22 protein-coding genes are annotated in these 21,330 nt (G+C 54.0%); 8 read left to right on the forward strand and 14 right to left on the reverse strand.

Annotated elements, in window-relative coordinates:
* Positions 1–23 precede the first annotated feature (23 nt).
* Positions 24–1,280, forward strand: coding sequence for a DEAD/DEAH box helicase (locus tag Q354_RS0111750; protein WP_027857767.1), 1,257 nt, complete (start codon positions 24–26; stop codon positions 1,278–1,280).
* Positions 1,281–1,410: 130 nt separating this feature from the next.
* Here Q354_RS0111750 and Q354_RS0111755 read toward each other — a convergent pair whose 3' ends face one another.
* The gene (locus tag Q354_RS0111755; RefSeq protein WP_027857768.1) at positions 1,411–2,199 is read right to left on the reverse strand and encodes a hypothetical protein; all 789 of its coding nucleotides are present in this window, start codon (positions 2,197–2,199) and stop codon (positions 1,411–1,413) included.
* Positions 2,200–2,360: 161 nt separating this feature from the next.
* On the opposite strand from Q354_RS0111755, the gene Q354_RS0111760 reads away from it, so the two are divergent.
* On the forward strand, positions 2,361–3,743 hold the full coding sequence (locus Q354_RS0111760) for a class II fumarate hydratase (protein ID WP_027857769.1): 1,383 nt from the start codon (positions 2,361–2,363) through the stop codon (positions 3,741–3,743).
* Positions 3,744–3,802: 59 nt separating this feature from the next.
* Here Q354_RS0111760 and Q354_RS0111765 read toward each other — a convergent pair whose 3' ends face one another.
* Together Q354_RS0111765 and Q354_RS0111770 are read right to left on the reverse strand one after the other, a co-directional pair.
* On the reverse strand, positions 3,803–4,396 hold the full coding sequence (locus Q354_RS0111765) for a DUF2238 domain-containing protein (protein ID WP_245601038.1): 594 nt from the start codon (positions 4,394–4,396) through the stop codon (positions 3,803–3,805).
* 135 nt (positions 4,397–4,531) lie between these two features.
* Entirely contained in the window at positions 4,532–5,473 is a 942-nt protein-coding gene (locus tag Q354_RS0111770; protein ID WP_027857771.1) for a LysR family transcriptional regulator, read from the reverse strand.
* Positions 5,474–5,612: 139 nt separating this feature from the next.
* Between Q354_RS0111770 and Q354_RS0111775 the strand changes: the two genes are divergently transcribed.
* The 3 genes from Q354_RS0111775 to Q354_RS0111785 all read left to right on the forward strand — a co-directional run bounded on the left by Q354_RS0111775 (position 5,613) and on the right by Q354_RS0111785 (position 9,670).
* Positions 5,613–7,028, forward strand: a complete 1,416-nt coding sequence (locus Q354_RS0111775) for an acetyl-CoA carboxylase biotin carboxylase subunit (RefSeq protein ID WP_027857772.1) — start codon at positions 5,613–5,615, stop codon at positions 7,026–7,028.
* 53 nt (positions 7,029–7,081) lie between these two features.
* Positions 7,082–8,887, forward strand: a complete 1,806-nt coding sequence (gene oadA / locus Q354_RS0111780) for a sodium-extruding oxaloacetate decarboxylase subunit alpha (protein WP_027857773.1) — start codon at positions 7,082–7,084, stop codon at positions 8,885–8,887.
* Between the two features lie 117 nt (positions 8,888–9,004).
* Entirely contained in the window at positions 9,005–9,670 is a 666-nt protein-coding gene (locus tag Q354_RS0111785; protein ID WP_027857774.1) for a carbonic anhydrase, read from the forward strand.
* Positions 9,671–9,750: 80 nt separating this feature from the next.
* Here the strand turns inward: Q354_RS0111785 and Q354_RS0111790 are convergent, their stop codons facing one another.
* From Q354_RS0111790 to Q354_RS25565, 3 genes are all read right to left on the reverse strand, one after another.
* Positions 9,751–10,032: a putative quinol monooxygenase gene (locus Q354_RS0111790; RefSeq protein WP_027857775.1), complete on the reverse strand. Its 282-nt coding sequence runs from the start codon at positions 10,030–10,032 to the stop codon at positions 9,751–9,753.
* Positions 10,033–10,073: 41 nt separating this feature from the next.
* The gene (locus Q354_RS0111795) at positions 10,074–10,328 is read right to left on the reverse strand and encodes an FmdB family zinc ribbon protein (protein ID WP_027857776.1); all 255 of its coding nucleotides are present in this window, start codon (positions 10,326–10,328) and stop codon (positions 10,074–10,076) included.
* Positions 10,329–10,506: 178 nt separating this feature from the next.
* Positions 10,507–10,983, reverse strand: coding sequence for a GyrI-like domain-containing protein (locus Q354_RS25565; protein WP_169828884.1), 477 nt, complete (start codon positions 10,981–10,983; stop codon positions 10,507–10,509).
* A gap of 333 nt (positions 10,984–11,316) precedes the next feature.
* On the opposite strand from Q354_RS25565, the gene Q354_RS27410 reads away from it, so the two are divergent.
* On the forward strand, positions 11,317–12,297 hold the full coding sequence (locus tag Q354_RS27410; protein ID WP_027857777.1) for an NAD(P)H-binding protein: 981 nt from the start codon (positions 11,317–11,319) through the stop codon (positions 12,295–12,297).
* Between the two features lie 111 nt (positions 12,298–12,408).
* Here Q354_RS27410 and rho read toward each other — a convergent pair whose 3' ends face one another.
* From rho to Q354_RS0111820, 3 genes are all read right to left on the reverse strand, one after another.
* Entirely contained in the window at positions 12,409–13,365 is a 957-nt protein-coding gene (rho, locus tag Q354_RS25575) for a transcription termination factor Rho (protein WP_051560085.1), read from the reverse strand.
* A 115-nt stretch (positions 13,366–13,480) separates the two neighbouring features.
* Complete coding sequence (locus tag Q354_RS0111815) at positions 13,481–14,194, reverse strand: RluA family pseudouridine synthase (RefSeq protein WP_027857778.1); 714 nt, start codon at positions 14,192–14,194, stop codon at positions 13,481–13,483.
* 342 nt (positions 14,195–14,536) lie between these two features.
* Positions 14,537–15,655, reverse strand: a complete 1,119-nt coding sequence (locus Q354_RS0111820; protein ID WP_027857779.1) for an FAD-dependent monooxygenase — start codon at positions 15,653–15,655, stop codon at positions 14,537–14,539.
* Between the two features lie 105 nt (positions 15,656–15,760).
* Here Q354_RS0111820 and Q354_RS0111825 point away from each other — a divergent pair, with 105 nt between their 5' ends.
* Complete coding sequence (locus Q354_RS0111825; protein ID WP_027857780.1) at positions 15,761–16,648, forward strand: LysR family transcriptional regulator; 888 nt, start codon at positions 15,761–15,763, stop codon at positions 16,646–16,648.
* Positions 16,649–16,794: 146 nt separating this feature from the next.
* Here the strand turns inward: Q354_RS0111825 and Q354_RS0111830 are convergent, their stop codons facing one another.
* From Q354_RS0111830 to Q354_RS0111850, 4 genes are all read right to left on the reverse strand, one after another.
* Positions 16,795–17,241, reverse strand: a complete 447-nt coding sequence (locus tag Q354_RS0111830; RefSeq protein WP_027857781.1) for a methyltransferase family protein — start codon at positions 17,239–17,241, stop codon at positions 16,795–16,797.
* A 61-nt stretch (positions 17,242–17,302) separates the two neighbouring features.
* Positions 17,303–17,818 carry a Crp/Fnr family transcriptional regulator gene (locus Q354_RS0111835; RefSeq protein ID WP_245601039.1) on the reverse strand — a complete coding sequence of 172 codons (516 nt, stop codon included), beginning with the start codon at positions 17,816–17,818 and terminating at the stop codon, positions 17,303–17,305.
* Between the two features lie 546 nt (positions 17,819–18,364).
* Positions 18,365–19,210, reverse strand: coding sequence for an MBL fold metallo-hydrolase (locus tag Q354_RS0111845; protein ID WP_027857783.1), 846 nt, complete (start codon positions 19,208–19,210; stop codon positions 18,365–18,367).
* Positions 19,211–19,400: 190 nt separating this feature from the next.
* Entirely contained in the window at positions 19,401–19,793 is a 393-nt protein-coding gene (locus Q354_RS0111850; protein WP_027857784.1) for a transposase, read from the reverse strand.
* Between the two features lie 267 nt (positions 19,794–20,060).
* Between Q354_RS0111850 and Q354_RS25580 the strand changes: the two genes are divergently transcribed.
* The gene (locus tag Q354_RS25580; protein ID WP_036229548.1) at positions 20,061–20,552 is read left to right on the forward strand and encodes a YcxB family protein; all 492 of its coding nucleotides are present in this window, start codon (positions 20,061–20,063) and stop codon (positions 20,550–20,552) included.
* A 69-nt stretch (positions 20,553–20,621) separates the two neighbouring features.
* Here Q354_RS25580 and Q354_RS0111860 read toward each other — a convergent pair whose 3' ends face one another.
* Positions 20,622–21,278: a hypothetical protein gene (locus tag Q354_RS0111860; protein WP_027857785.1), complete on the reverse strand. Its 657-nt coding sequence runs from the start codon at positions 21,276–21,278 to the stop codon at positions 20,622–20,624.
* Positions 21,279–21,330: the final 52 nt, after the last annotated feature.

Below are 21,330 nucleotides of genomic sequence, written 5' to 3' on the forward strand. Positions count from 1 at the left end.
TATTCACCGGAGTAAACCTACCTATGGGCTTTTCAAACACAGGCCTTATGCCATCGCTGCTGCAGGCGGTTGCCGCACAGGGCTACAGCGAGCCAACCCCGATCCAGAGCGCCGCTATTCCCGTTATTCTCTCCGGTGAAGACCTGATGGCCGGAGCCCAGACCGGCACCGGCAAGACCGCAGCCTTTGCCCTGCCGATTCTGCAGCTGCTCAGCAGTGATGCCGCTAGCGGCCAGCCCCGCGCGCTGGTGCTGGCACCCACCCGCGAACTGGCGCAACAGGTGTACCGCAGCTTTGTCGCCTACGGCAAGCAATGCGACCTGCGCGCCGCTCTGGTGTATGGCGGTGCCAGTATCAACTCTCAGCTCAGTGCGCTGGCCGACGGCGTGGATATCCTGGTGGCGACACCGGGACGGCTACTGGACCTGATCGGGCGCGGTGCCGTCGAGCTGAGCCAGATCCGCCACCTGGTGTTCGATGAAGCCGACCGGATGCTGGATATGGGCTTTATCGATGAGATCCGCCGCATCCTCAAACAGGTGCCGGAGCAGCGCCAGACGCTGTTGTTCTCGGCCACCTTCGACCCGGCGATCTTTGACCTCAGCAAGACCCTGCTGAAAGAGCCGAAGCTGATCGAAGTGGATGCCCGCAACACCACCGCCGCGCTGGTGGAGCAGATGGTGTATGCGGTCGATGCTGACCGTAAGCGGGAACTGATCTCCTACCTGATCGGCTCTAAAAACTGGCATCAGGTACTGATCTTCACCCGTACCCGCCAGGGTGCCGATGAGCTGGCGAGCGAGATGTGTAAGGATGGCCTGAAAACCCAGGCGATTCACGGTGACAAGTCGCAGGGCGCACGGGAACGTGGCCTGGAGGCGTTTCGCTCCGGAGAGATCCGGGCGCTGGTCGCTACGGATGTAGCAGCGCGCGGACTGGATATCGACCAGTTGCAGTACGTGGTGAACTACGAACTGCCCTACAACAATGAGGACTATATCCACCGTATTGGCCGCACCGGCCGTGCCGGTGGCTCGGGCCTTGCGATCTCGCTGGTCAGCCCGGCTGAGGAGTACCTGCTGGAAGAGATCGAAACCATGATCGATCGCAAGCTGCCGCAGCAGTGGCTGCCGGGCTTTGAGCCGGACCCGAGCAAACCGGTCAATACGCCCCGTAAAAGCAGTCCCGGCGCACAAAAAAAACGCGCCCGCGACCGCGCCCTGGGTAAAAGCGGTAAACCCGGCGGCCGTTCGGGTGGCCGTAACCGGCGCAGGCGGTAAACGGCTTCGCGGGTTTCGTAGCTCTGCCACGCTCCGCCGATAGCTGAGCAAGACGGGCTCCTGGCCCTTTTGCAGCCGGGTGTAGCGCGCAGCGAAACCCGCGATCTGCTATGGCTGGTTCGAGGGTTCGCTATTGCGCCACATCGATCAGCGCTAACCGGGTTTCAATACTGCCCAGCTCGCCAAACTGCAGGGTAAACGGCTTGCCGGCCTCCACTTCGATCACCCCGGCATAGGAGCTGGTGATCGCCTGCTGCCCGGCCTTGATTCCTATCCCCTGATCGTTAAGGAAGTTCACCAGCCACAATAGCGGTGTCTGCGGCAGGCCGTTGGGATGGCGGCCTGCCAGCGTGCGGGCCGTATCGCTGTCGCCATCGACGGTCAGCGTCAGCTCGATCTCAGCCGCGGCAAAAGCTTTATCCAGCGCCACTTCAGGCCCGTTATAGAGCCCCTGATTAAACAGGCAGTCGGCCAGGTGTTCGGCAAAGCTTGCCTCCTCCTCCGGCAGGTAGCGGTTGCGGATCAGCTCCAGCGCCAGATTGGCACCGGATAGCGCCGCCTCAACCTCGGCCTCACTGTAGGGCGCGTCACGCACCGGCAGGTCCTGCCCGAAGCAGAATGCGATCTCCGGCTCGACCTTGCAGCGGCCCTGATCCGGCAGGATCGGGCATTCCGCCCCGGAACAGACCGTACTGGCAAAGATCGGTGCCACGATCGGCCCCTCACTAATCGGCAATGCACACTTCCAGCCTGCAACCGGGTCTGTTGCTGCCATCAGGCCGGTCAGCGCCTGCTGGATCGCCAGCGCGTCATCACAGCTGTCGGGCCGCAAAGGCTCCGCCAGACGGGCAGTCAATTGATCGTTCAGGCGTCGTGCCCGCAGTGCTTCGGCGGCGGTCTGTATCTGTTGCTGGTGCATGGCGTTGTCCTGTCTCTATAACTGTGCTGCTTTATACCACAGTTACAGCAGCAGGTTGCGCCAGCGCAGCAAACCTTGTCCAGTGCTGCAGTTGGCAACTACATTGAAAGCAGTAGTCAGGCCTGCAGGCACTGAACCCTTCCACTGACAGGAGCCAGCTAATGAGTGATTTCCGGGTAGAAAAAGACAGCATGGGGGCACTGGAAGTACCACGGAAAGCACTATACGGTGCCCAGACCCAGCGGGCCGTCAACAACTTCCCGGTGAGTGGCCAGACCCTGCCGGAACCCTTTATCCATGCGCTGGCTCTGATAAAGCAGACGGCGGCGGAAACCAATCTCAAGCTGGGCCTGCTGGATACAGCGATCGCCCGGGCGATTATCGACGTCGCACGCGAGATAGCCGCCGAAGAGCATCTCGATCAGTTTCCGGTGGATGTATTCCAGACCGGCTCCGGCACCAGCTCCAATATGAACATCAACGAAGTGATCGCCACACTGGCCTCACACCGCTGCGGACAGACGGTCAATGCCAATGACCATGTGAATATGGGGCAAAGCTCCAACGATGTGATTCCCACGGCGATCCATGTCAGTGCCGCGATCGAACTGGAAAACAACCTGCTGCCCGCGCTGGATCACCTGCTGAACCGGATACGCAGTAAATCCATCGCCATCGGCCAGCATATCAAAACCGGCCGCACCCACCTGATGGATGCGATGCCGGTGCGGATGGAACAGACGCTGCAAAGCTGGGCCGGCCAGGTGGAGCTGGCCATCGCTCGCCTGCAGGATTGCCAGCCCCGTCTGCATCAGATCGCCCAGGGCGGCACCGCCGTCGGCACCGGCGTCAACGCCCATCCCGACTTTGCCGAGGCCTTTGCCGCGCGACTCTCTGAACTGAGCGGGCTGGCCTTTGTCCCGGCGCCCTGCACCTTCACCGCCATGGCAACCCAGGATACGGCGGTAGAGCTCTCCGGCCAGCTGAAAACCCTGGCCACCGCGCTGATCAAGATCGCCAACGACCTGCGCTGGATGAACAGTGGTCCGCTGGCCGGGCTGGGTGAGATTGAGCTGGAAGCGCTGCAACCGGGGTCTTCGATTATGCCGGGCAAGGTCAATCCGGTGATTCCGGAAGCGACCATGATGGCGGCCGCCCAGGTGATCGGCAATGACACCGCAATTACCGTAGGCGGCCAGCATGGCAACTTTGAACTCAACGTGATGCTGCCGATGATCGCCAGCAACCTGCTACAAAGTGAAAAGCTGCTCAGCAATGTCTCGCTGCTGCTGGCCGATCGCGCCATCGCCACCTTCCGGGTCAACGAGAAAAACCTGAAACGGGCACTGGATCGCAACCCGATTCTGGTCACCGCGCTCAATCCGGTGATCGGCTACGAGAAAGCCGCGATGATCGCCAAGAAAGCCTACGCCGAGTCCCGCCCAGTGATCGATGTCGCTGAAGAGGAGACTGACCTGAGCCGGAAAGAGTTGGAAAAACTGCTGGACCCGGCAAAACTGACCGAGGGCGGGATTCAGGGATAACATCGGCGCAGCCAGCGGCTACGCCGACGATCGGGACTCAGCAAGAGCAAGCCGCGCGGTCAATCATATTGCTGCCCCGGCGGCTTTACCTGCAGGCGACTCAGCTGGCGATCGTGCATGCCGGACAGCAAAACCAGCGCGCAGAGCGCACCCAGCAGGGCCAGCCCCATATCGGACTGCGTATCCCACTCATAGCCCTGAGTCCCCAGGAAGGCTTCGGCGTTTTGGCCGACCGCGAGTGCGACCCACCATTCAATCAACTCATAGAAAGCACTGAACGCGAGGCATACCGAGACGATAAACAGCGTTCGCCAGCCCGCACCATTCACCACCGCTTTGCGGATCAGTATTTCCCGCGCCAGCAATGCGGGTACAAAGCCCTGAAAGAAGTGCCCCACCTTATCGTAGTTGTTCCGTTCGGCACCAAAGAGGCCGTCAAACAGCGGTACTTCGGCATAGGTATAGTGCCCGCCGACCATCAGCACGATGGCGTGTGCCAGTATGCAAAGGTACAGCAGCGGGGTCAGGTGGAAGCTGCGATAGGTAAATGCCAGCAACAGGCCTCCGATCATCGCCGGAGAAGCCTCCAGTAACCAGGTAAACTGATCTTTCGGATTAATACCCGACCAGACCAGCACCGCTAGAAAAATCACAATCCAAAGCGTTCTGATAGCCCTGCTCCCCTTAATTTAGTGCCGGTAAAAGTGTCGCGATAAGTCTCGCGATAAGTGCCGGCCCAGCCAAGTCGCCGACGCCCAAATAAAACTCCGATATTCTCCGGAGCATCCTCAGAGCGTCAGAAAACTCCTGCTGAACTGGCGGATATTCTGCTGAATATAGTCAAGAAATGCCTGCATCGCGGGCGTGGGGTGCTTCGCCAGCGGGTACACCACACACCAGCTGCGGCGTAATGGAAAGCCGGTAATATCCACGAGTTGCAGTTTTCCTAACTCCAGCTCCGGCAGGATACTGAGGCGCGGTAATACGGCCACTCCCAGGCCGGCGATAACCGAGTGTTTCACCGCATCATTGGAGCCCAGCTCCATGCTGGGCTGGATACGCAATCGCTGTGCCTGGCAATGCTGTTCCAGTGCCAGCCTGCTGCCGGAACCCGGTTCACGCAACAGCAGGTGACTGTCCAGGAATGCCTGCGGCTCGATCTGCGTTTGCTGCAGCAGCGGATGCCCGACCGGCACCACGGGTACCAGTTCGTTATCCAGAAATGGCAGCGAGGTGAAAGGCTTATCCGTCGGCACCATCCCCATAATCACCAGATCATCGCTGTTATTATGCAACCGCTCCAGTGCCGTCGCCCGGTTAACAACCGCCACACTGACGCTGATCTGCGGGTGCAGGTCGAGGAAAGCGCGCAGCAGATAGGGCACCACATATTGCGCAGTATTCACTGCCACCAGCCTCAGCTCTCCGGCGACATTTCCCTGCAAGGCGGCGAGGTCGGTCTGCAGATTGCGCAACTCGGTAAAGATATTGCCAATACTCAGTGCCAGGCGCTCGCCCGCGGCGGTACAGAACAAGCGCCGTCCCACATATTCAAACAATGGCTGATCCAGTACCTGCTCCAGCTGGCGGATCTGGCTGCTCACCGCGGGCTGGGTCAGTCCCAGCAACTCGCCGGCCTTGCTGTAACTCTGCAACTCATAAACCGCCTTAAACACCTGAAGCTGGCGAAAAGTCAGGCGACTACTCAGTTTCTGGATCGACAGTGGCATCAGGTTTCCTCAATGCAGGCTTATCTATAAGCAATACCTTATAGCTAAACCAAAAAATATCAATTTTGGCTTATCCATCGCTGCCGCTAGGATAATTTCAACTCTGACGGCAGATCGCCTGAGGGCTGAGGAGAATCTAATGATAAAAAAAGTGCTGATTGCCAACCGCGGTGAAATTGCCGTCCGCATCGTGCGCGCCTGCGCCGAGATGGGCATCCGCTCGGTGGCGATTTATACCGAACCCGACCGCTATGCCTTGCACGTTAAGCGTGCCGATGAAGCTTATTCTCTGGGTGACGACCCCCTGTCCGGCTACCTGGACCCGCTGCGTATCGTCAACCTGGCGGTAGAAACCGGTTGCGATGCCATCCATCCGGGTTACGGCTTCCTGTCTGAAAACACCGAATTCGCCCGCCAGTGCGAACTGCAGGGCATCACCTTTATCGGCCCCAGCGCCGGCGTAATCCATAAGATGGGGGACAAAACCCAGGCCCGCGATTCGATGCGTGCCGCCGGCGTGCCGATCACTCCCGGCTCAGAGGGCAATCTGGCAGATATCGATGAGGCCCTGAAGCTGGCCGATGAGATCGGTTATCCAGTGATGGTAAAGGCCACCTCCGGTGGTGGCGGCCGCGGCATCCGCCGCTGTGACACCCCGCAGGAGCTGAAGCTGCAGTATCCAAGGGTTATCTCTGAAGCCACCAAGGCGTTTGGCTCGGCTGAAGTCTTTATGGAGAAGTGCATCGTCGATCCGCGTCATATTGAGGTTCAGGTACTGGCGGACAGTCACGGCAACGTTATTCACCTCTACGAACGTGACTGCTCGATCCAGCGCCGCAACCAGAAGCTGATCGAGATCGCGCCCAGCCCACAGCTGACGCCGGAACAGCGCCAGTATATCGGCGGCCTGGCGGTCAAAGCCGCAGAGGCCGTAGGCTATGAAAATGCCGGTACGGTGGAGTTTCTGCTGTCCGGTAACGAAGTCTACTTTATGGAGATGAACACCCGGGTACAGGTCGAACACACCATCACCGAACAGATCACCGGGGTGGATATTGTCCGCGAGCAGCTGCGCATCGCCTCGGGACTGGAGCTCAGCTATCGCCAGGAAGATATCAGCTACCGCGGCTATGCCCTGCAGTTCCGTATCAATGCCGAAGACCCGAAAAACGACTTCCTGCCCAGCTTTGGCCGCATCTCCCACTACTACGCGCCGGGCGGCCCGGGCGTGCGTGTCGATACGGCTATCTATACCGGCTACGAGATCCCGCCGTTCTACGACTCCATGTGCCTCAAGCTGGTGGTCTGGGCACTGACCTGGGATGAAGTGGTCGCCCGGGGCCAGCGGGCGCTGGCGGATATGCGCCTGCAGGGGATTAAAACCACGGCCAACTATTACGGGCAGATTCTGCAACACCCGGACTTCAGGCAAGCAACGTTTAACACCAGCTTTGTACCGAACCACCCGGAGCTTCTGAACTATTCCGACAAACGCCAGCCGAGCGAAATGGCCCTGGCCGTTGCAGCAGCCATTGCCGCCCATATGGGCAGCTAATCAGTACCCAATAGATTCCAGTCAGCCATCAGGCTGGTTGCAGGAGAACAACAATGAGCAATACCAGACAAGTTAAGATCACCGATGTGATTCTGCGCGATGCGCACCAGTCTCTGATCGCCACCCGTATGCGTACCGAGGATATGCTGCCAATCTGCGATAAGCTGGATCAGGTCGGCTACTGGTCGCTGGAAGTCTGGGGCGGCGCTACCTTCGATACCTGCGTGCGCTTCCTTAAAGAGGACCCCTGGGAACGTCTGCGCCAGCTACGGGCCGCCCTGCCAAACACCCGCCTGCAGATGCTGTTGCGGGGTCAGAACCTGCTGGGCTACCGCCATTACGCCGATGATGTCGTTGAAGCCTTCGTCGACAAAGCCGCCAAAAACGGCATTGATGTGTTCCGTGTCTTCGATGCCCTGAACGATGTCCGCAACCTGGAAACCGCCATGAAAGCGGTGAAAAAGGCCGGCAAACATGCCCAGGGGACGCTGTGTTACACCACCAGCCCGGTGCACACCCCGGAAACCTTTGTAAAACTCGCCAAGGCACTGCGGGATATGGGTGCCGATTCTATCGCGATTAAGGATATGGCTGGCCTGCTGACCCCTTACGCCACCTACGATCTGGTGACAGCGCTGAAAGCCGAGCTGGACCTGCCAATCGTATTGCACAGCCATGCCACCGCGGGCCTGGCCCAGCTGTGCCAGCTGAAGGCGATCGAGGCCGGAGCCGATCATATCGATACGGCGATCTCATCCTTTGCCGGCGGTACCAGCCATCCGGCCACCGAAGCTCAGGTCGCGGCCCTGAAGGGTACCGGGTACGACACCGGCCTGGATCTGGAGCTGCTGACCGAGATTGCAGATTACTTCCGCGAGATCCGTAAGAAGTACCACCAGTTTGAGAGCGAATTCACCCGCGAGGATATCTCCGTCCAGATCAACCAGGTGCCGGGCGGCATGATGTCAAACCTGGCTAACCAGTTGAAAGAGCAGAACGCACTGGATAAGATCCGCGACGTCTTCGCTGAGATCCCCCGGGTGCGTAAAGATCTGGGCTACCCACCACTGGTGACACCGACTTCGCAGATCGTCGGCACCCAGGCGGTCTATAACATACTCTCCGGCGAGCGCTATAAGACCATCACCAATGAGGTGAAGCGTTATCTGCGCGGTGGCTACGGTGCCGCCCCGGCCCCGGTCGACGAGCAACTGCTGAAAAAGGCCATCGGTAACGAAAGTGTCGATGTCGGCCGCCCGGCAGACTTGCTGCAGCCCGAACTGAACGCCCTGCGCAGTGAGATCGGCTCACTGGCCGAGTCCGAAGAGGATGTACTTACCTACGCCATGTTCCCTGATCTTGGCCGTGAGTTCCTGCAGCAGCGCGCGGACGGCAACCTGAAGCCGGAAGAGCTGCTGCCGGCAGATGTCGAGAATGGCGCTAACCTGGCCCAGGCAGGTGCATCCGAGTTTAAAATCGACGTGCACGGCGAGATCTACGATATCGCCATCACCGGTGTCGGCGACTATGGCGCAGGCAAACGCAAGATCTACCTCTCGCTGGACGGCGTACCGGAAGAGGTGGTCTTCGAGCCCACCAATGAGTTTGTCTCCCAGGGCAGCAGCGGCCGCAAGCACGCCAGCGAGCCGGGGCACGTAACGACCGCTATGCCGGGCAACATCTTCGAGATCCTGGTTAAGCAAGGCGATGTGGTGGAGGCCGGTCAGGCCCTGCTGGTGGCTGAGGCGATGAAGATGGAAACCGAGATACATGCCAATATCGCCGGTACCGTCAGCGCGATTCATGTGAAAAAAGGCGATCGCGTCACCCCGGGCGAAGTGCTTATGGAGATCAGCTAACACCCGTTCATCAGCCCTGGATAGCGGCGTCACCTGTACGCCGGTATCCATCCGGCAGATTGCAGGTTATGCTGGTTCCATCTACAGATTTCCAGACCTTAAACGAGAACGACCATCGTGGAAAAAATAGTCAAAGGCGTACTGAACTTCCGCCAGAACGTATACCCGGAGCATAAGGACCTGTTCGGCACCCTGGCCAGCGGACAGAACCCGGATATCCTCTTTATCACCTGCTCCGACTCCCGTATTGACCCAAACCTGCTGACCGGCACCGATCCCGGTGATCTGTTTATCTGCCGTAATGCCGGCAACATTATCCCGCCCCACAGCACCGAAACCGGCGGTATGACTGCCTCCATCGAGTATGCCGTCGCGGTACTGGGCGTACGCCACATCATCATCTGCGGCCATACCGATTGCGGCGCGGTCAAGGGTGCCCTGAACCTGGAAGCCCTCAACGGCCTGCCTCACGTTAAAGAGTGGCTCGGCCACTGCCGATCGGCGATGGAGATTGTGCGGGAAAGACATGGCATCGATTCAGGACAGTGCGTCGGTCATGAGCACCTGAACGAAGCGATAGAAGAGAACGTGCTGCAGCAGGTTCAGCATATCCGCACCCATCCGGCAGTCGCAGCCAAGCTGGCCACCGGCAAGGTGAGTATTCACGGCTGGATCTACAACATTAAAAACGGTGCTATCCGCTGCTGCGACCACAACGATAACCAGTTCCATGAATTTGATCAGCAGTACGCTGAGGTGATTGCTCAGGTCGAGGGCGAATAAAGCAGAAAAACGGCTTAGCCAAGAGCAGCCGGCCTTTTCAGGCTGGCTGATCTGTTTTGCGAGATGATCCTACCGCTGTATTAGTTAACCTCTTCGATGTTGTAATGCCGCGATACCCGCGCCGTTATCGCTCCCCAGACGGAATTCTGCACACGCTGCTGATGGTCAGTAAATGCCTTACGGTCACAGAACTCTTCATAGACATTAAAGCGGTTTGGCTCGCAGGCATCCGCTGACACCTCGAAGACCAGGCATCCCGTTTCCTGCCGGGTCAGCGCAATATGTCGATCCAGAGCCTGGCGCACGGCCGCCAGATCGGCCTCGGGCACCACAATATATCCCCGCAGAATCACCTTAGGCACATTAAACTCCTGTTTCAGGGTTTCGATGAGTCAGCGCGCAGTCAGATCCCGCAACCTCCGCCCGAACAGCCGCCGCCGGTCATACAAGGCGGTGCCTCCGGATTCTTCAGCGAGCCACTTCTGACCACGCCTCCGCCACTGATCAGGCGGGTCACCTCGCTATCCGGTGCAATATCACCCGGATCTATACCGGCGCGCTCGCACAGCTCGCCCCAGTTGCTGAGACTCTCCGATATAGCGTGCTTAACTTCATAGATTGCCTGATTCGCTTCACAGCGATAGTCATAAGTAGGCATACAGGATTCCCCGATTATTCATTCCAGCGGCTGTTTCAGCGCTCATTCCAGCTGCAACTAAGGCAACAATAGTACTACCAACTCCTGCCCCCATGCCGCGTCATCTGAGAGAATGCGACAATGTCCCCGGCGAGTTGAAAATAAGGCCGCCTCTTCGACGGCTAGCAGTGATCACAACTTAGTGACCGGCCTCCAGGGGCAGCCAGATTTCAATGTTCATATCCTCCGGCGAACACCCCTCTTCATAGGGATAACGCTCAAAAACCGCGCCTTCACGCTGCTTCTCCCCGGAGGCTGGCAACCAGCGAGTGAAGATCTCATCGAACATCGCCGGAATCTCCTGAGCGCTGCCCCGTTTGCGGAATACGGCGTAACGTCCGGCAGACAGGGTAACCGTGCAACTGCCCTCAGGCTTATCTTCTGGCATCGGTTCAATATTCAGGCCAACGGCATAGCTAAAGCGTCCATCCGGATGCACCGAGTAGGAAACGCCATAGCAGGCTTGCTCCTCCTGACCGGGCAGCTGCCACTGACGAGACCAGAAATCATTCCAAAGCGCTGGAATCTCATAACGTGTATCAAAGGTAAACTGCTTGGACAGCGCCACCAGACGCCGCTCCGGCGCCTCCAGAAATTCAGGTTCCGGCAATACCATAATCATCCTCCCATCAGACTTGTTAAAGTCGCCCCTTCGGCCTCTGGCCACCCTATCACTCTCCGCACCGTTAGCACATCGGCATATCGCCTCACCAGGCAGGCTTCTGCCGTCACATCGGCAATCGGTTATCTGGTTGCGACAGGCTCCACGTCTGGCATCAATCTGGCCCTAGGTCGCCCGTAAGCGCTATCTGATCATGATCAGATACGCCTTGGGCATAAACATTTACAGGCACTCGCACCAGCGCTTTATATCTGGATGCCATCACGACACCGTGCCTGACCCCGCCCCGGCTCAGCTATTCAACACTATTATCCGGAACTGTATTCAATGTCCAAACCTGTTGTCCTGATTACCTCTGCAACCGGCCGTATCGGCAAAGAACTGGTTGCCCGTCTGGCCCGATCCGGCGAATTTACCGTCCGTGCCTGTTATCACTCGGAAGCCAAAGCCGCTGAGCTGAAAGCCCTCGGTGCGGATGAGACCGTTTTCTTTGACCTTAACGATGCCAGCAGCTGGCCCGCCGCATTGGAATCGGTCAGTGCCATCTACTCCGCCTCGCTGGACCCGATGCTGCAGGGCCACCTGAACTTCTGTGAGGAGTTAGCCAGGCGCAGTGACAGCATCAAGCACGTAGTCCGTGTCAGCTGCATGGGGGCCGACACCAACACCGCCTCCTATGATGCCGAAACACACGCCTCCCGTGCAGGCGCAGCCATCCCGCTGATGCTGCAGCACTACTGGTGGGGAGAAAAGGCCCTGATCGACGCTGGCCTGAATGTTACCGTGCTGCGTAACAACTTCTTTATGAACCACCTGCTGAAGACCGATTGCGAAACCATCGCCGCCGAGGGCTGGTTCAGCAATCCGCTGGGCGATGCGCGCAATTCCTTTGTCGCCACCCGCGATATCGCCGAAGCCGCCGCGGTTATCCTGCACGAAGGCCCAGAACGTCACGACAACAAGTTCTACGATATTACCGGCCCCGCGCCGCAATCGATGACAGAGATCGCCGCCGATCTGGGCAGAGCGATGGGCAAGGAGATCGAATACCGTGCCCAGTCGATGACCGATTTCGAGAACGATTTCGGTGCTACCCGGGCCGAGTTTTTCGAGTATCTGGTAAACGGCTTCTACTGCCGCTGCAGCCCGGACTTCTACAACCTGACCGGCCATAAACCAACGTCCTACTTTGATTACCTCACCACCCAGGGCGTATCCGGCGAAACCGGGCTGGAAGAACTGTGGCAGGGTAATCTGTGGAAGAAAGGCCAGGATGCAATGAAGGAAGCCGCGCAGGTAAGTAAATAATCCTCAGCGGCCTAATCGACCCAGCGCTCAAGCTCAGAACATTGAGCCTGAGCGCTGGGGTGCTCTGTGTCGCACCTGAAAGGGCTTCCAGGTTTATTAAGAAGCAACTATTTATGTTGGCTGTAAAGAGTTGAGTAACTCTGCATTCGTGGGGTATTTCTCCAGTAACTCAACCAGTTTTCGGGTGCCCTCTAAAGGCCTGAGCGAGGTCAGCGCGCGTCGCAAATCCCTCACGCTTGCAATGTCTTTGGAGTCTAAAAGCAGCTCATCACGGCGCGTACTACTCTTAGCGATGTCCAGTGCTGGAAAAACCCGCCGACTGGCCGCTTCCCGTGATAGCACAACTTCCATATTCCCGGTGCCCTTGAACTCCTCAAATATCACCTGATCCATCTGACTTCCGGTATCAATGAGTACGGTCGCCAGAATGGTCAGCGAACCACCGTTCTCAATGTTTCGGGCTGCGCCAAACAACTTACGCGGTATCTCCAAAGCACGGGCATCAATACCACCCGACATCGTACGACCACTGCTTTTTCGTTCAGCATTATGTACCCGGGAGAGCCTTGTAAGAGAGTCTATGACAATCATGACATTGTGACCCTCTCCCGCTTCCCGGCGCGCGATATCAAGTAACTCATCGGCCACCCGGACGTGTTGCTGATAGCTTCCATCCGAGGACGACGCATGCACCTGTGCCGGTACACCACGCTTAAAGTCAGTCACCTCTTCCGGTCGCTCATCAATGAGTAGCGCATAAAGCTTTATCTCGGGATAAGCCTTCCCGACCGCCTGGCAAATATGTTTTAAAAGGGTCGATTTTCCGGAGCCGGGAGGTGCGACTATCAAGCCTCGCTGCCCCATTCCGATAGGGGTGATCAGATCGATCGCTCGCGCAGAGAGTTCCGGTGAACCTGACTCCAGGCGAATACAGGGTGAGGGATGAATGGCTACGCCATTTTGAAAACGCTTATACGGATCGTCATCAATGACTTCCTTGACGACCTCATCCACCGGTTTGAATTCCGGATTTCTCTTCACCTTCAGGCTTAACTTTTTTCTCGTCATAATCTCGAATTGCAGCTCTGGAAAATTAAGTGTTTTCTGGCGGATTCACAAAAGTCTGACGACACCTTTTAAACGTCAAACCCTGGGTGACTTTGAAGCAAAACCGACGAACAGACTAAAACGGACAGGGGCAATGCCCATGCAGTTGCTCGTCACTACCCGGGTGTTCGAAATACAGGTCACTGGCGTGTAAGAGCAAACGATCTGCCATCTGCTCACTACAATCGCTTTTATACAGATCACATCCAAGAATGGGGTGGCCGATCGACTCACTGTGAATGCGTAACTGATGCGTGCGTCCGGTATGCGGAATGTACTGCACCAGGCTCCGGCGCGGCTGCCCTAACCGTTGCAAGACTCGGTATTCACTGATCGCCGTTTTGCCTGTGGTCGGGCAGATCTTTACCCGGGGAAAACAGTTTTTATCCTTCGCGATAGCAGCGGTTATCTGCCCCTGATCGTCGGCAAGCCAGCCTTCCAGCAGGGCAACATAACGCTTCCGGACTGTGCGAGCCTGAAACTGCCTGCTGAGATGTTGCGAAGAGGCGGCATGCAGCCCCACAACCATAATGCCCGATGTACCAAAATCTAACCGGTGCGGTAACTTCGCCTCCGGGTATGCCGGGCTCACGCCCTCCTGGCCATTTACCAAACGGTAATGCACCGAATCCCAGTTTTGCGGGTTCTTACCCGATAAACTGAGCAGGCCACTGGGTTTGTTGATCAACAGGATATCGTCATCCTGATATAAAATTTCCAGAAACCCCTCACACGCCGGTGCCACGAAATCATCAATAACGGAGTGAGCCGGCGGACAGGTATCAGACATCTAATATTTCCCTCGATTGATACAGGTAATGTCCGATAGAGGGAACCGGAGCGTAGCGGCGGACATCATCACCTGAGTACCGACTGAGCCTGCACCGCTCAGACCGGCGTTTGCCAGGGCTGACAGATCAGCCTAACCAACCCGGCGAAGACTAGTGCGATTCTACACCAATAACCCCGTTGTTACCGGGGTATCGATCGATATATCTGAGCCCTGCGCCTTGGCAATCCCAGTCCCGCGCAAATATCGGGATACACATGAACAGCAGGCGGTAGAAAGCCGAGTTCAGCTCAGCTCAGCTCAGCAGATACGGTACACAGAAGCCAGACACTGGGTGTGCGCTTATTCTATAGCTAATCCCTGCATCCAGAACTGGCTCAGCTGCTCTACAGAAATGCCTGAAACAGACGGCTGAGTTTCTGAATGATCTCCAAAAATGCTCTGTGCCAGCTGCCTGCCAACGGATTGGGCGGCAGATACCTTGGCGATGCGCTGTCGATAGAACTCTGTCAGAACCTTATCCAGCTCGCTTTGTCCTGCCAAAATCCGGGCAAGATGCCATGCATCTTCCAGTGCCTGACACGCCCCCTGCCCGGACGTCGGCAAAGATGCATGGGCCGCATCTCCAATCACCAAAACATTGTCCTGATGCCAACGGGGCAGAGGATCAAGATCATGCACAAAAATGCGGCTGAGCGATGCTTTATCGTAGGAGTTCAGCACACTTTGCACCGGATCAGGCCAGTCCAGGAAACGCCGATGCATCTCGGCATACCAGGCGGATAAAGAGCGTTCACGATCAAGGGGCGCAGTCCATGCCCCGGCCCAAAAACACAAGCCTGCTCTGACAGGAACTATTCCAAAGCGCTCGCCTGCGCCACGGAAGTCATGAATGGCGTTATCTAAAACAGCCGCCTCCAGCTGACTAATACCAATGATGTTAATGAAGCCCTGATAACAGGGACTCACCTTTTCTGCGTACAGCGTCTGACGCACCACTGAGTTCATTCGCCCATCGGCGCCTACCACCAGATCAAACCGTTGCTTCAGTCCGTCAATATCCTGCGCCGTCATTGAGCAATCAAAGTGCATTTCTACGCCCAGATCGTCTAAAGCCCTGGCCAGAGTACACATAAGATCACGACGCAATATCGTTACGCTGGGGAAACCACTCAGCATGTTTACTGCTTCAATATCCAGCACACCCTGCCGGATACCATTCTGATCAAACTGGCGTATAAAACGAGGCTCACCGCCAATGCGCTTTATCTCTTTCTCCACCTCCATCTGCTGCAGAACAAAAACGGCATTTGGCCATAAAGTCACACCGCCACCAAAAGACGAGACCCCGCTATCCCGCTCATACAAGCTCACCTGAAAACCTTGTTTTGTGGCGAGAATCGCCAGCGCCATCCCGGCAACCCCTGCACCGATAATGGCAATACGTCTGCGGTTGTTCATCCAACCCTACCTCGATAATAAACTTCGGTAGCGATTGTCACAGAGCCATTATTCAGGATAAATATATAAATACTGCGTTATAAATCCCATTTTTTGAGATAATCAATGATTGAGAAAATCGAACTTCAATGGTTACTGAGTTTCCAGGCCGTATATGAGCAACTGAGCTTTAAGCAAGCAGCAGAGCAACTCCAATTGCCAACATCCAATGTCAGCCGACACGTCGCCTTACTGGAGCAGCAACTCAATTTGCGATTACTGGACCGCACCACACGGAAGATGATTCCAAGCACTGCCGGCACACAACTCTATCAGTCCGTCGTACCGCTCACACAAGCCATGAATGATGCGCTGGAAGAGGTCTCTCTGTATGGTGATTCCCTGTCTGGCCACCTTAAGATCATCATGCCTGACCTCCCCTTCCTGGCTGAGATCATCGCAGACTTCTGCCTCAGGCATCCTCAAATACAACTAAGTTGCGATACCCAACTAAATCCAGCGGAAGGCTTGTTAGAGGGATTCGATTTAGTGTTACGTTTTGGCCGCGGACCGCTGGAAGATTCTGGCTGGGTCGCCAGGGAAATCCTGCGCTGGCCAAGTTGCGTAGTTGCCGCACCACAGCTTCTAAAACATCATCCATTGCCACGCACACTGGATGCACTGCGCAAAGCCCCCTGCATTACCAGTCTGTCTGTACTACAAGGTATGCCCTGGCGATTTAAACAGAACCAAACCATTCAGGTGCACTCCAGCTACAAGGTCAATAGCGGCAATATGGCCAAAGCCGCCGCACTGAAAGGACTTGGCTTTGCTATTTTACCCCTGCATGCATGCCAGGCAGACATAGACAGTGGCGCTCTTATACAAGTCAACCTTAACTACGAACCGGAAGACCTCGTCTTATACGCGTTTTATTCAGGCAGAAAATACCCACTGGAGAAAGTGAAGGTATTTCTGGAGCACCTGCGATCGGGGATTATTGATTTTCAATAAGATGATCAAAATAATCACCGGGCCCCAAAAGGGAATCAACGGAAAGGCGAAGTATGTCGATCGAATGATTAAAGATTCCCCATGAGGAAGGCCTCAGGGGTTACTTCGCCTATTGACGCGGGGGCGGCCCATATGTGTTATGTGTATTAAAACCACCGCCTTACTTTTTGACAATATACCTCATAGTCTTGACCAAACTTACGGCGCATTACCTCCTCTTCGAATGCAATGTACCATCTATCAGTAACAAGAAAAAACACACCAGCAAGCAATAAGGATGAAACAGCAGCTCCCATAAGCATGCTAAATCCAACCATCGATATTACAAAACCGAGGTACATGGGGTTCCTTGTATATTTAAAAATCCCTTCTGTTACAAGTACGTCAGGCTCATCAAATGTCATAACATTGGTGCCTATTCGATTAAAAGTCCTCTTTCCAGTTACCGCCAGCAAAAGTCCACCTAGAGCAAAAGGCAATCCAACCAGGTTGTATGGGTAACTAATATTATGAGGTGACCCCATACTCCAGCATATCAAGGCCATTACAAGCAAAAATATAAAAAACAGCATGGGTGGCAATATTTTTTTCACCTTCTTTCTCCCTCAGAAATGATAGGCCATTATACAAATCGATCATCATCGCCACCTTAACCTATGTTAAGCCCATCTCTCTGCGTATTCGTGACACAGTGACATCGGTAACTCCAATGTACATAGCTACCTGGCGAAGTGGTATTTTTCTACCTTCATCACCAAACTCGTTTAAAAACTGCTCGTACCGTTCTTTTGCTGTCAACAGCAAAAATCCCGCCTCCCTTTTTTCTTTCTTCAGCACGAGACGTTCATAAATTTTTCGCAGAAACTCTCCCCAGTTGTAATTTTCTCTGGAGAGCTCTATTAAACAGTCGTATTTTATTGATGCGGTGGAACACTGCGTAATTGCCTGAGCAAAAAACGGGCTAGGACAATCTTCAACCAATGTGCTGAGACTAGCAAATGCACCTCCGGTTCTAACCAATGATTTATTCCGCTCATTACCTTCTTCATCTATGTAAAAATACCTTCCAATACCATCAATAACAAAATAGACATCACGTACAAGATCACCACGATGAAATATGTAGTCTTTGGGCATATGTGTGTGAAAGGTAAAATACTTAATAGCCATATCAAAATCCGTTTGGCTAAACGGCACTAACTCAGAAAGAGTTTCTTTCAACAAATTCTGGCAACTTATATTCATAATATCTATTCGACTTTAAAAGAATAACAAGGCTGCCGGATTAGAGAATCAGCTGCATAAACAGCCACCCCGGACAGCCCTCCTTGTTCTGTTTTGGGCTTAACCCGATCTGTCTGCTATCAGTGGATACTCGATGCAAATACGTTTTGATCGCCTTGTATGTCGGCCCCCTAAGCTCTCAATAAACGATTGCATCCATCGCCTGGATTTCAGCAGGTTTTCTCTACGATGCTCAAGACAATTATCAGGGACCAACAAGTAATTTCTAGTGGCCCATACGGAGCAGAACCTTCGATATGGCAGTGCTATTGGTGCGTAAGAGACCCTCTATATGTGTTTTATCGCACAGCAGGCAATCAACAGGATGGTGAAGCATTTCGATCAAATTATTAAAGATCCCCATGAGAAAAGCATCAGGGATTATTTCGCTGATTGATTCGGGAGCGGCTCATATGGGTTAGTATTAGCTGATCATTTTGACTCAAGCTGTTCTCTAATTTTTTCGGCAGCCAGAATTTCTTGCTGCTCTATAAAACGGGAAAAGTTTTCCCGACTGATGAATATGTTTTTATTTTCGCCTCTGATGCTTTTATCTCTATTAGCAAACAGATTATTCTTGTGCGGATGATTTGATAGGTTAACTGTTACTGCTGGGCTCTCGATTGCTAATCTCCTGATTCGGGCCATGCTTGCCATAAACTTCTTTGCAAGACCCGGCTTTTGAAAATTCACCCCATGACCACCGACTACGAATGCGCGATATAGCTGGCCATTATCCTTAGCCATGAAGTCTATAGACAAGTCGCCTTCTGTATGGCCTGGCGTAATATAAAATTTGAACTCAGTGCCACCCACAACGATTCCGGAGCTATCCTGGGCGAAAGATTTTACGTCCGGGGGCAGGAATTTATTCATGCCACTACTTTTATTAGCCTGATCTTTGGCCAACTCAAGCCCTTTCTCAGTCATGATCACCCTGGAACCGTACAGGGACTGGAGATACTCTGCGCCTCCTACGTGGTCAGAATGGCCGTGAGTTACGATGATGTGGGTTACTGGTTTTTCCTCTAAACCCAGCTTTTTAAGATTGGTAGGTATCCACTTGCCATAGGGAAAATCAAGAGTGTCTATGATGACCAAACCGGATGATGTTTCCACAGCATATGAGGAAACCCACTTATCTCCAATATAGTACACGTTATCAAACATCTTAAAAGGCTCAACATATCCATTGTCATCACTCATTTCTGGAGTTTCTACGCTCGCCAATATCTTTGTCGAAATTAAGAAAAGCACAGCGAGGCTAATATTTTTCATATGATTTCCCAGATTGCTAACAAGGCAGTCGGATTAGAGATTTAGCCGTATAAATACCCATCACGGACAGCCCTCTTTGCTCTGTTTTGTAATTGAAGCGATCTATCTGCTATCAGCGGATATTCGATGCAAACTCGTATTGTTTATATTTTGCACTGACCAGCGGCCGCTATGCGGCCCGTTTTTCCTTTCAGTACCTGATTTGCCCGGTCGTTCCGGTCTCCTCGATATTGTGTACCAGGCAGTACGTCAGCCATTGGACATTGACCTTGGATTTGCCTCTGAGCGTGAAGCGTTTTAGCCCTTTGATTGGTTTCCGATTACCGAACACCGGCTCCCCGCCGCTGGCTGTAGCTATACCGCGGGAATAAGCGAATAAGACGATCTTCAACAGCAGTGCCGGATCGTAGGCCGGGGCACCGTTTTGGTCGTTGCGATAGCGGGATTCAAACAGGGGCAGGTCGAGGTCATGATCGGCCACGTGGCTGAGGGTATATTCGAAGGTGCCAGGCTGAATCTGATCCGCAAACCGCAGCGGGATCATCTTGATCTGGTCGTAATCGTAGTGTTTGTAGCGTGCCATCCCTTGCACCCTCAACGGTAAAGTTCTTTGCTGCGATTGTAGCGAGGAAAAGCCCCCGGCACCAAGGGCTTCAGGACTTTTCCTACAGCCTCAATGCTTTAAGAAGGGGCTGCCGATTAGGCAGTCCCGCGCGCTCAAATTGTTATAGGGCAACATACGTAATTTTGAAGACTAGAGTAGCTCTTCTATCTGCCACAGACAGCCAGCTACTTGAAACGGGTATGTTCCATTGATCTAATTGGCCACCAACCATCAGCAGGCCTCAGCATGACAGACACAGACACCAGCACTAATCACAGCAGCTACTATATTCTTAACCGTGAGTACTTCACCGAGTGTTTCGACCAATCTGCCAACACCGCTATCGGCCTCAAAGCATACCGTAAGGCCATAATCTTGATCACTGGGGCCAGCATTTTTTTTGCCATGGATATCGAAGTCTATGTCGCTTGGTTTCTACTCGCCCTCGGCGGCGTCGAACTGCTCTCAATTCGATATAAACGAAGCTGGTGGGTTGCTCGCCAAATGCTCAGCCGCGCTGCGGGCAGTCAGGTTAGTATTCGGATTGATGATCAAGGTATCTTTACCGACAATACTTATCACCAGAAAAGCATCCTCTGGAACGATATTTCTGAAATCAAGAGCACCGAGAAAGGCTTTATAGTCATCCATAATCAAGGTACTAGCTATCTTTCTAAAAATGGCCTGGATAAGTTTTTTTTGGATCTTTTAGCCGAAAAATCAAAAGCTATGATTTAGGTCGGGCGATTTCTACCTTATAACACGCGCATAACCGGCCTGCGAAGTGAACGATGGTTTATGCGCTTGTTAGGGCGCAGCCGCTTCGAGTTTTTTGAATATACCGTAATAGCACTCTAGCTCCTCTTCAAACTTTACTACTGAGCTTCTTTTTTTGCTCACGTATAGCATCAACTTGTTTCCTTGGCATGTCATGGACAGCCCGTCTACTTCAAGCAGAGCTTCTGAACCTCCATTTTTCAGTAGCCTTTTTGCTTTACTCGTCTCGCCTGCCTGAACTCGATACTTTGGATCAAAAACCTGATCTCTTATTTCTATATCTAATGCTTCTGGAATATTTTCTACGAGGATTAGTGGCGCTTTTTTTCTATAGGTGCAGTCTATGAAAGGAAAGGTTTTGTTAGATTCAAAAACAAAAACTGTCTGATTTTCTCTGTGCGTATTGTTTTGGGCATCTACCCAGTATGAAAAGCAAAACACGGAACATTTTGTTTTCCTGTACTCTCCTGACAAAATATTCAGATATTGCTTGGTTGCGTTAACATCGAAAAGACTAGATTGAGGTGGATCTAGCACTTCAAGTGACGAACATTTTTCAAAGTTGAAACCTAGTGTATGAGCAACTTTTTGTAGTCGCCTCCTTCGCAAAATTTCGAAGGCTATCCATAGCCCCCACGAAGCAATGGCAATTACGAGGAGTAGTATAATTTCGGAGTAACTTTCCATGTCTAGAGTGCCCCTAACGAGGCTGTCGGATTAGAGATTTAGCACCGTAAAT

The organism is Marinobacterium jannaschii DSM 6295 (genome assembly GCF_000620085.1).
Lineage (GTDB): Bacteria > Pseudomonadota > Gammaproteobacteria > Pseudomonadales > Balneatricaceae > Pontibacterium > Pontibacterium jannaschii.

Coding starts and splice junctions, on each gene's coding strand:
- Q354_RS0111750 (WP_027857767.1), top strand. CDS start 24: ATGGGCTTTTCAAACACAGGCCTTATGCCATCGCTGCTGCAGGCGGTT.
- Q354_RS0111755 (WP_027857768.1), bottom strand. CDS start 2,199: ATGCACCAGCAACAGATACAGACCGCCGCCGAAGCACTGCGGGCACGA.
- Q354_RS0111760 (WP_027857769.1), top strand. CDS start 2,361: ATGAGTGATTTCCGGGTAGAAAAAGACAGCATGGGGGCACTGGAAGTA.
- Q354_RS0111770 (WP_027857771.1), bottom strand. CDS start 5,473: ATGCCACTGTCGATCCAGAAACTGAGTAGTCGCCTGACTTTTCGCCAG.
- Q354_RS0111775 (WP_027857772.1), top strand. CDS start 5,613: ATGATAAAAAAAGTGCTGATTGCCAACCGCGGTGAAATTGCCGTCCGC.
- oadA (WP_027857773.1), top strand. CDS start 7,082: ATGAGCAATACCAGACAAGTTAAGATCACCGATGTGATTCTGCGCGAT.
- Q354_RS0111795 (WP_027857776.1), bottom strand. CDS start 10,328: ATGCCTACTTATGACTATCGCTGTGAAGCGAATCAGGCAATCTATGAA.
- Q354_RS25565 (WP_169828884.1), bottom strand. CDS start 10,983: ATGGTATTGCCGGAACCTGAATTTCTGGAGGCGCCGGAGCGGCGTCTG.
- Q354_RS27410 (WP_027857777.1), top strand. CDS start 11,317: ATGTCCAAACCTGTTGTCCTGATTACCTCTGCAACCGGCCGTATCGGC.
- rho (WP_051560085.1), bottom strand. CDS start 13,365: ATGACGAGAAAAAAGTTAAGCCTGAAGGTGAAGAGAAATCCGGAATTC.
- Q354_RS0111815 (WP_027857778.1), bottom strand. CDS start 14,194: ATGTCTGATACCTGTCCGCCGGCTCACTCCGTTATTGATGATTTCGTG.
- Q354_RS0111820 (WP_027857779.1), bottom strand. CDS start 15,655: ATGAACAACCGCAGACGTATTGCCATTATCGGTGCAGGGGTTGCCGGG.
- Q354_RS0111825 (WP_027857780.1), top strand. CDS start 15,761: ATGATTGAGAAAATCGAACTTCAATGGTTACTGAGTTTCCAGGCCGTA.
- Q354_RS0111835 (WP_245601039.1), bottom strand. CDS start 17,818: ATGGCTATTAAGTATTTTACCTTTCACACACATATGCCCAAAGACTAC.
- Q354_RS0111845 (WP_027857783.1), bottom strand. CDS start 19,210: ATGAAAAATATTAGCCTCGCTGTGCTTTTCTTAATTTCGACAAAGATA.
- Q354_RS0111850 (WP_027857784.1), bottom strand. CDS start 19,793: ATGGCACGCTACAAACACTACGATTACGACCAGATCAAGATGATCCCG.
- Q354_RS25580 (WP_036229548.1), top strand. CDS start 20,061: ATGACAGACACAGACACCAGCACTAATCACAGCAGCTACTATATTCTT.
- Q354_RS0111860 (WP_027857785.1), bottom strand. CDS start 21,278: ATGGAAAGTTACTCCGAAATTATACTACTCCTCGTAATTGCCATTGCT.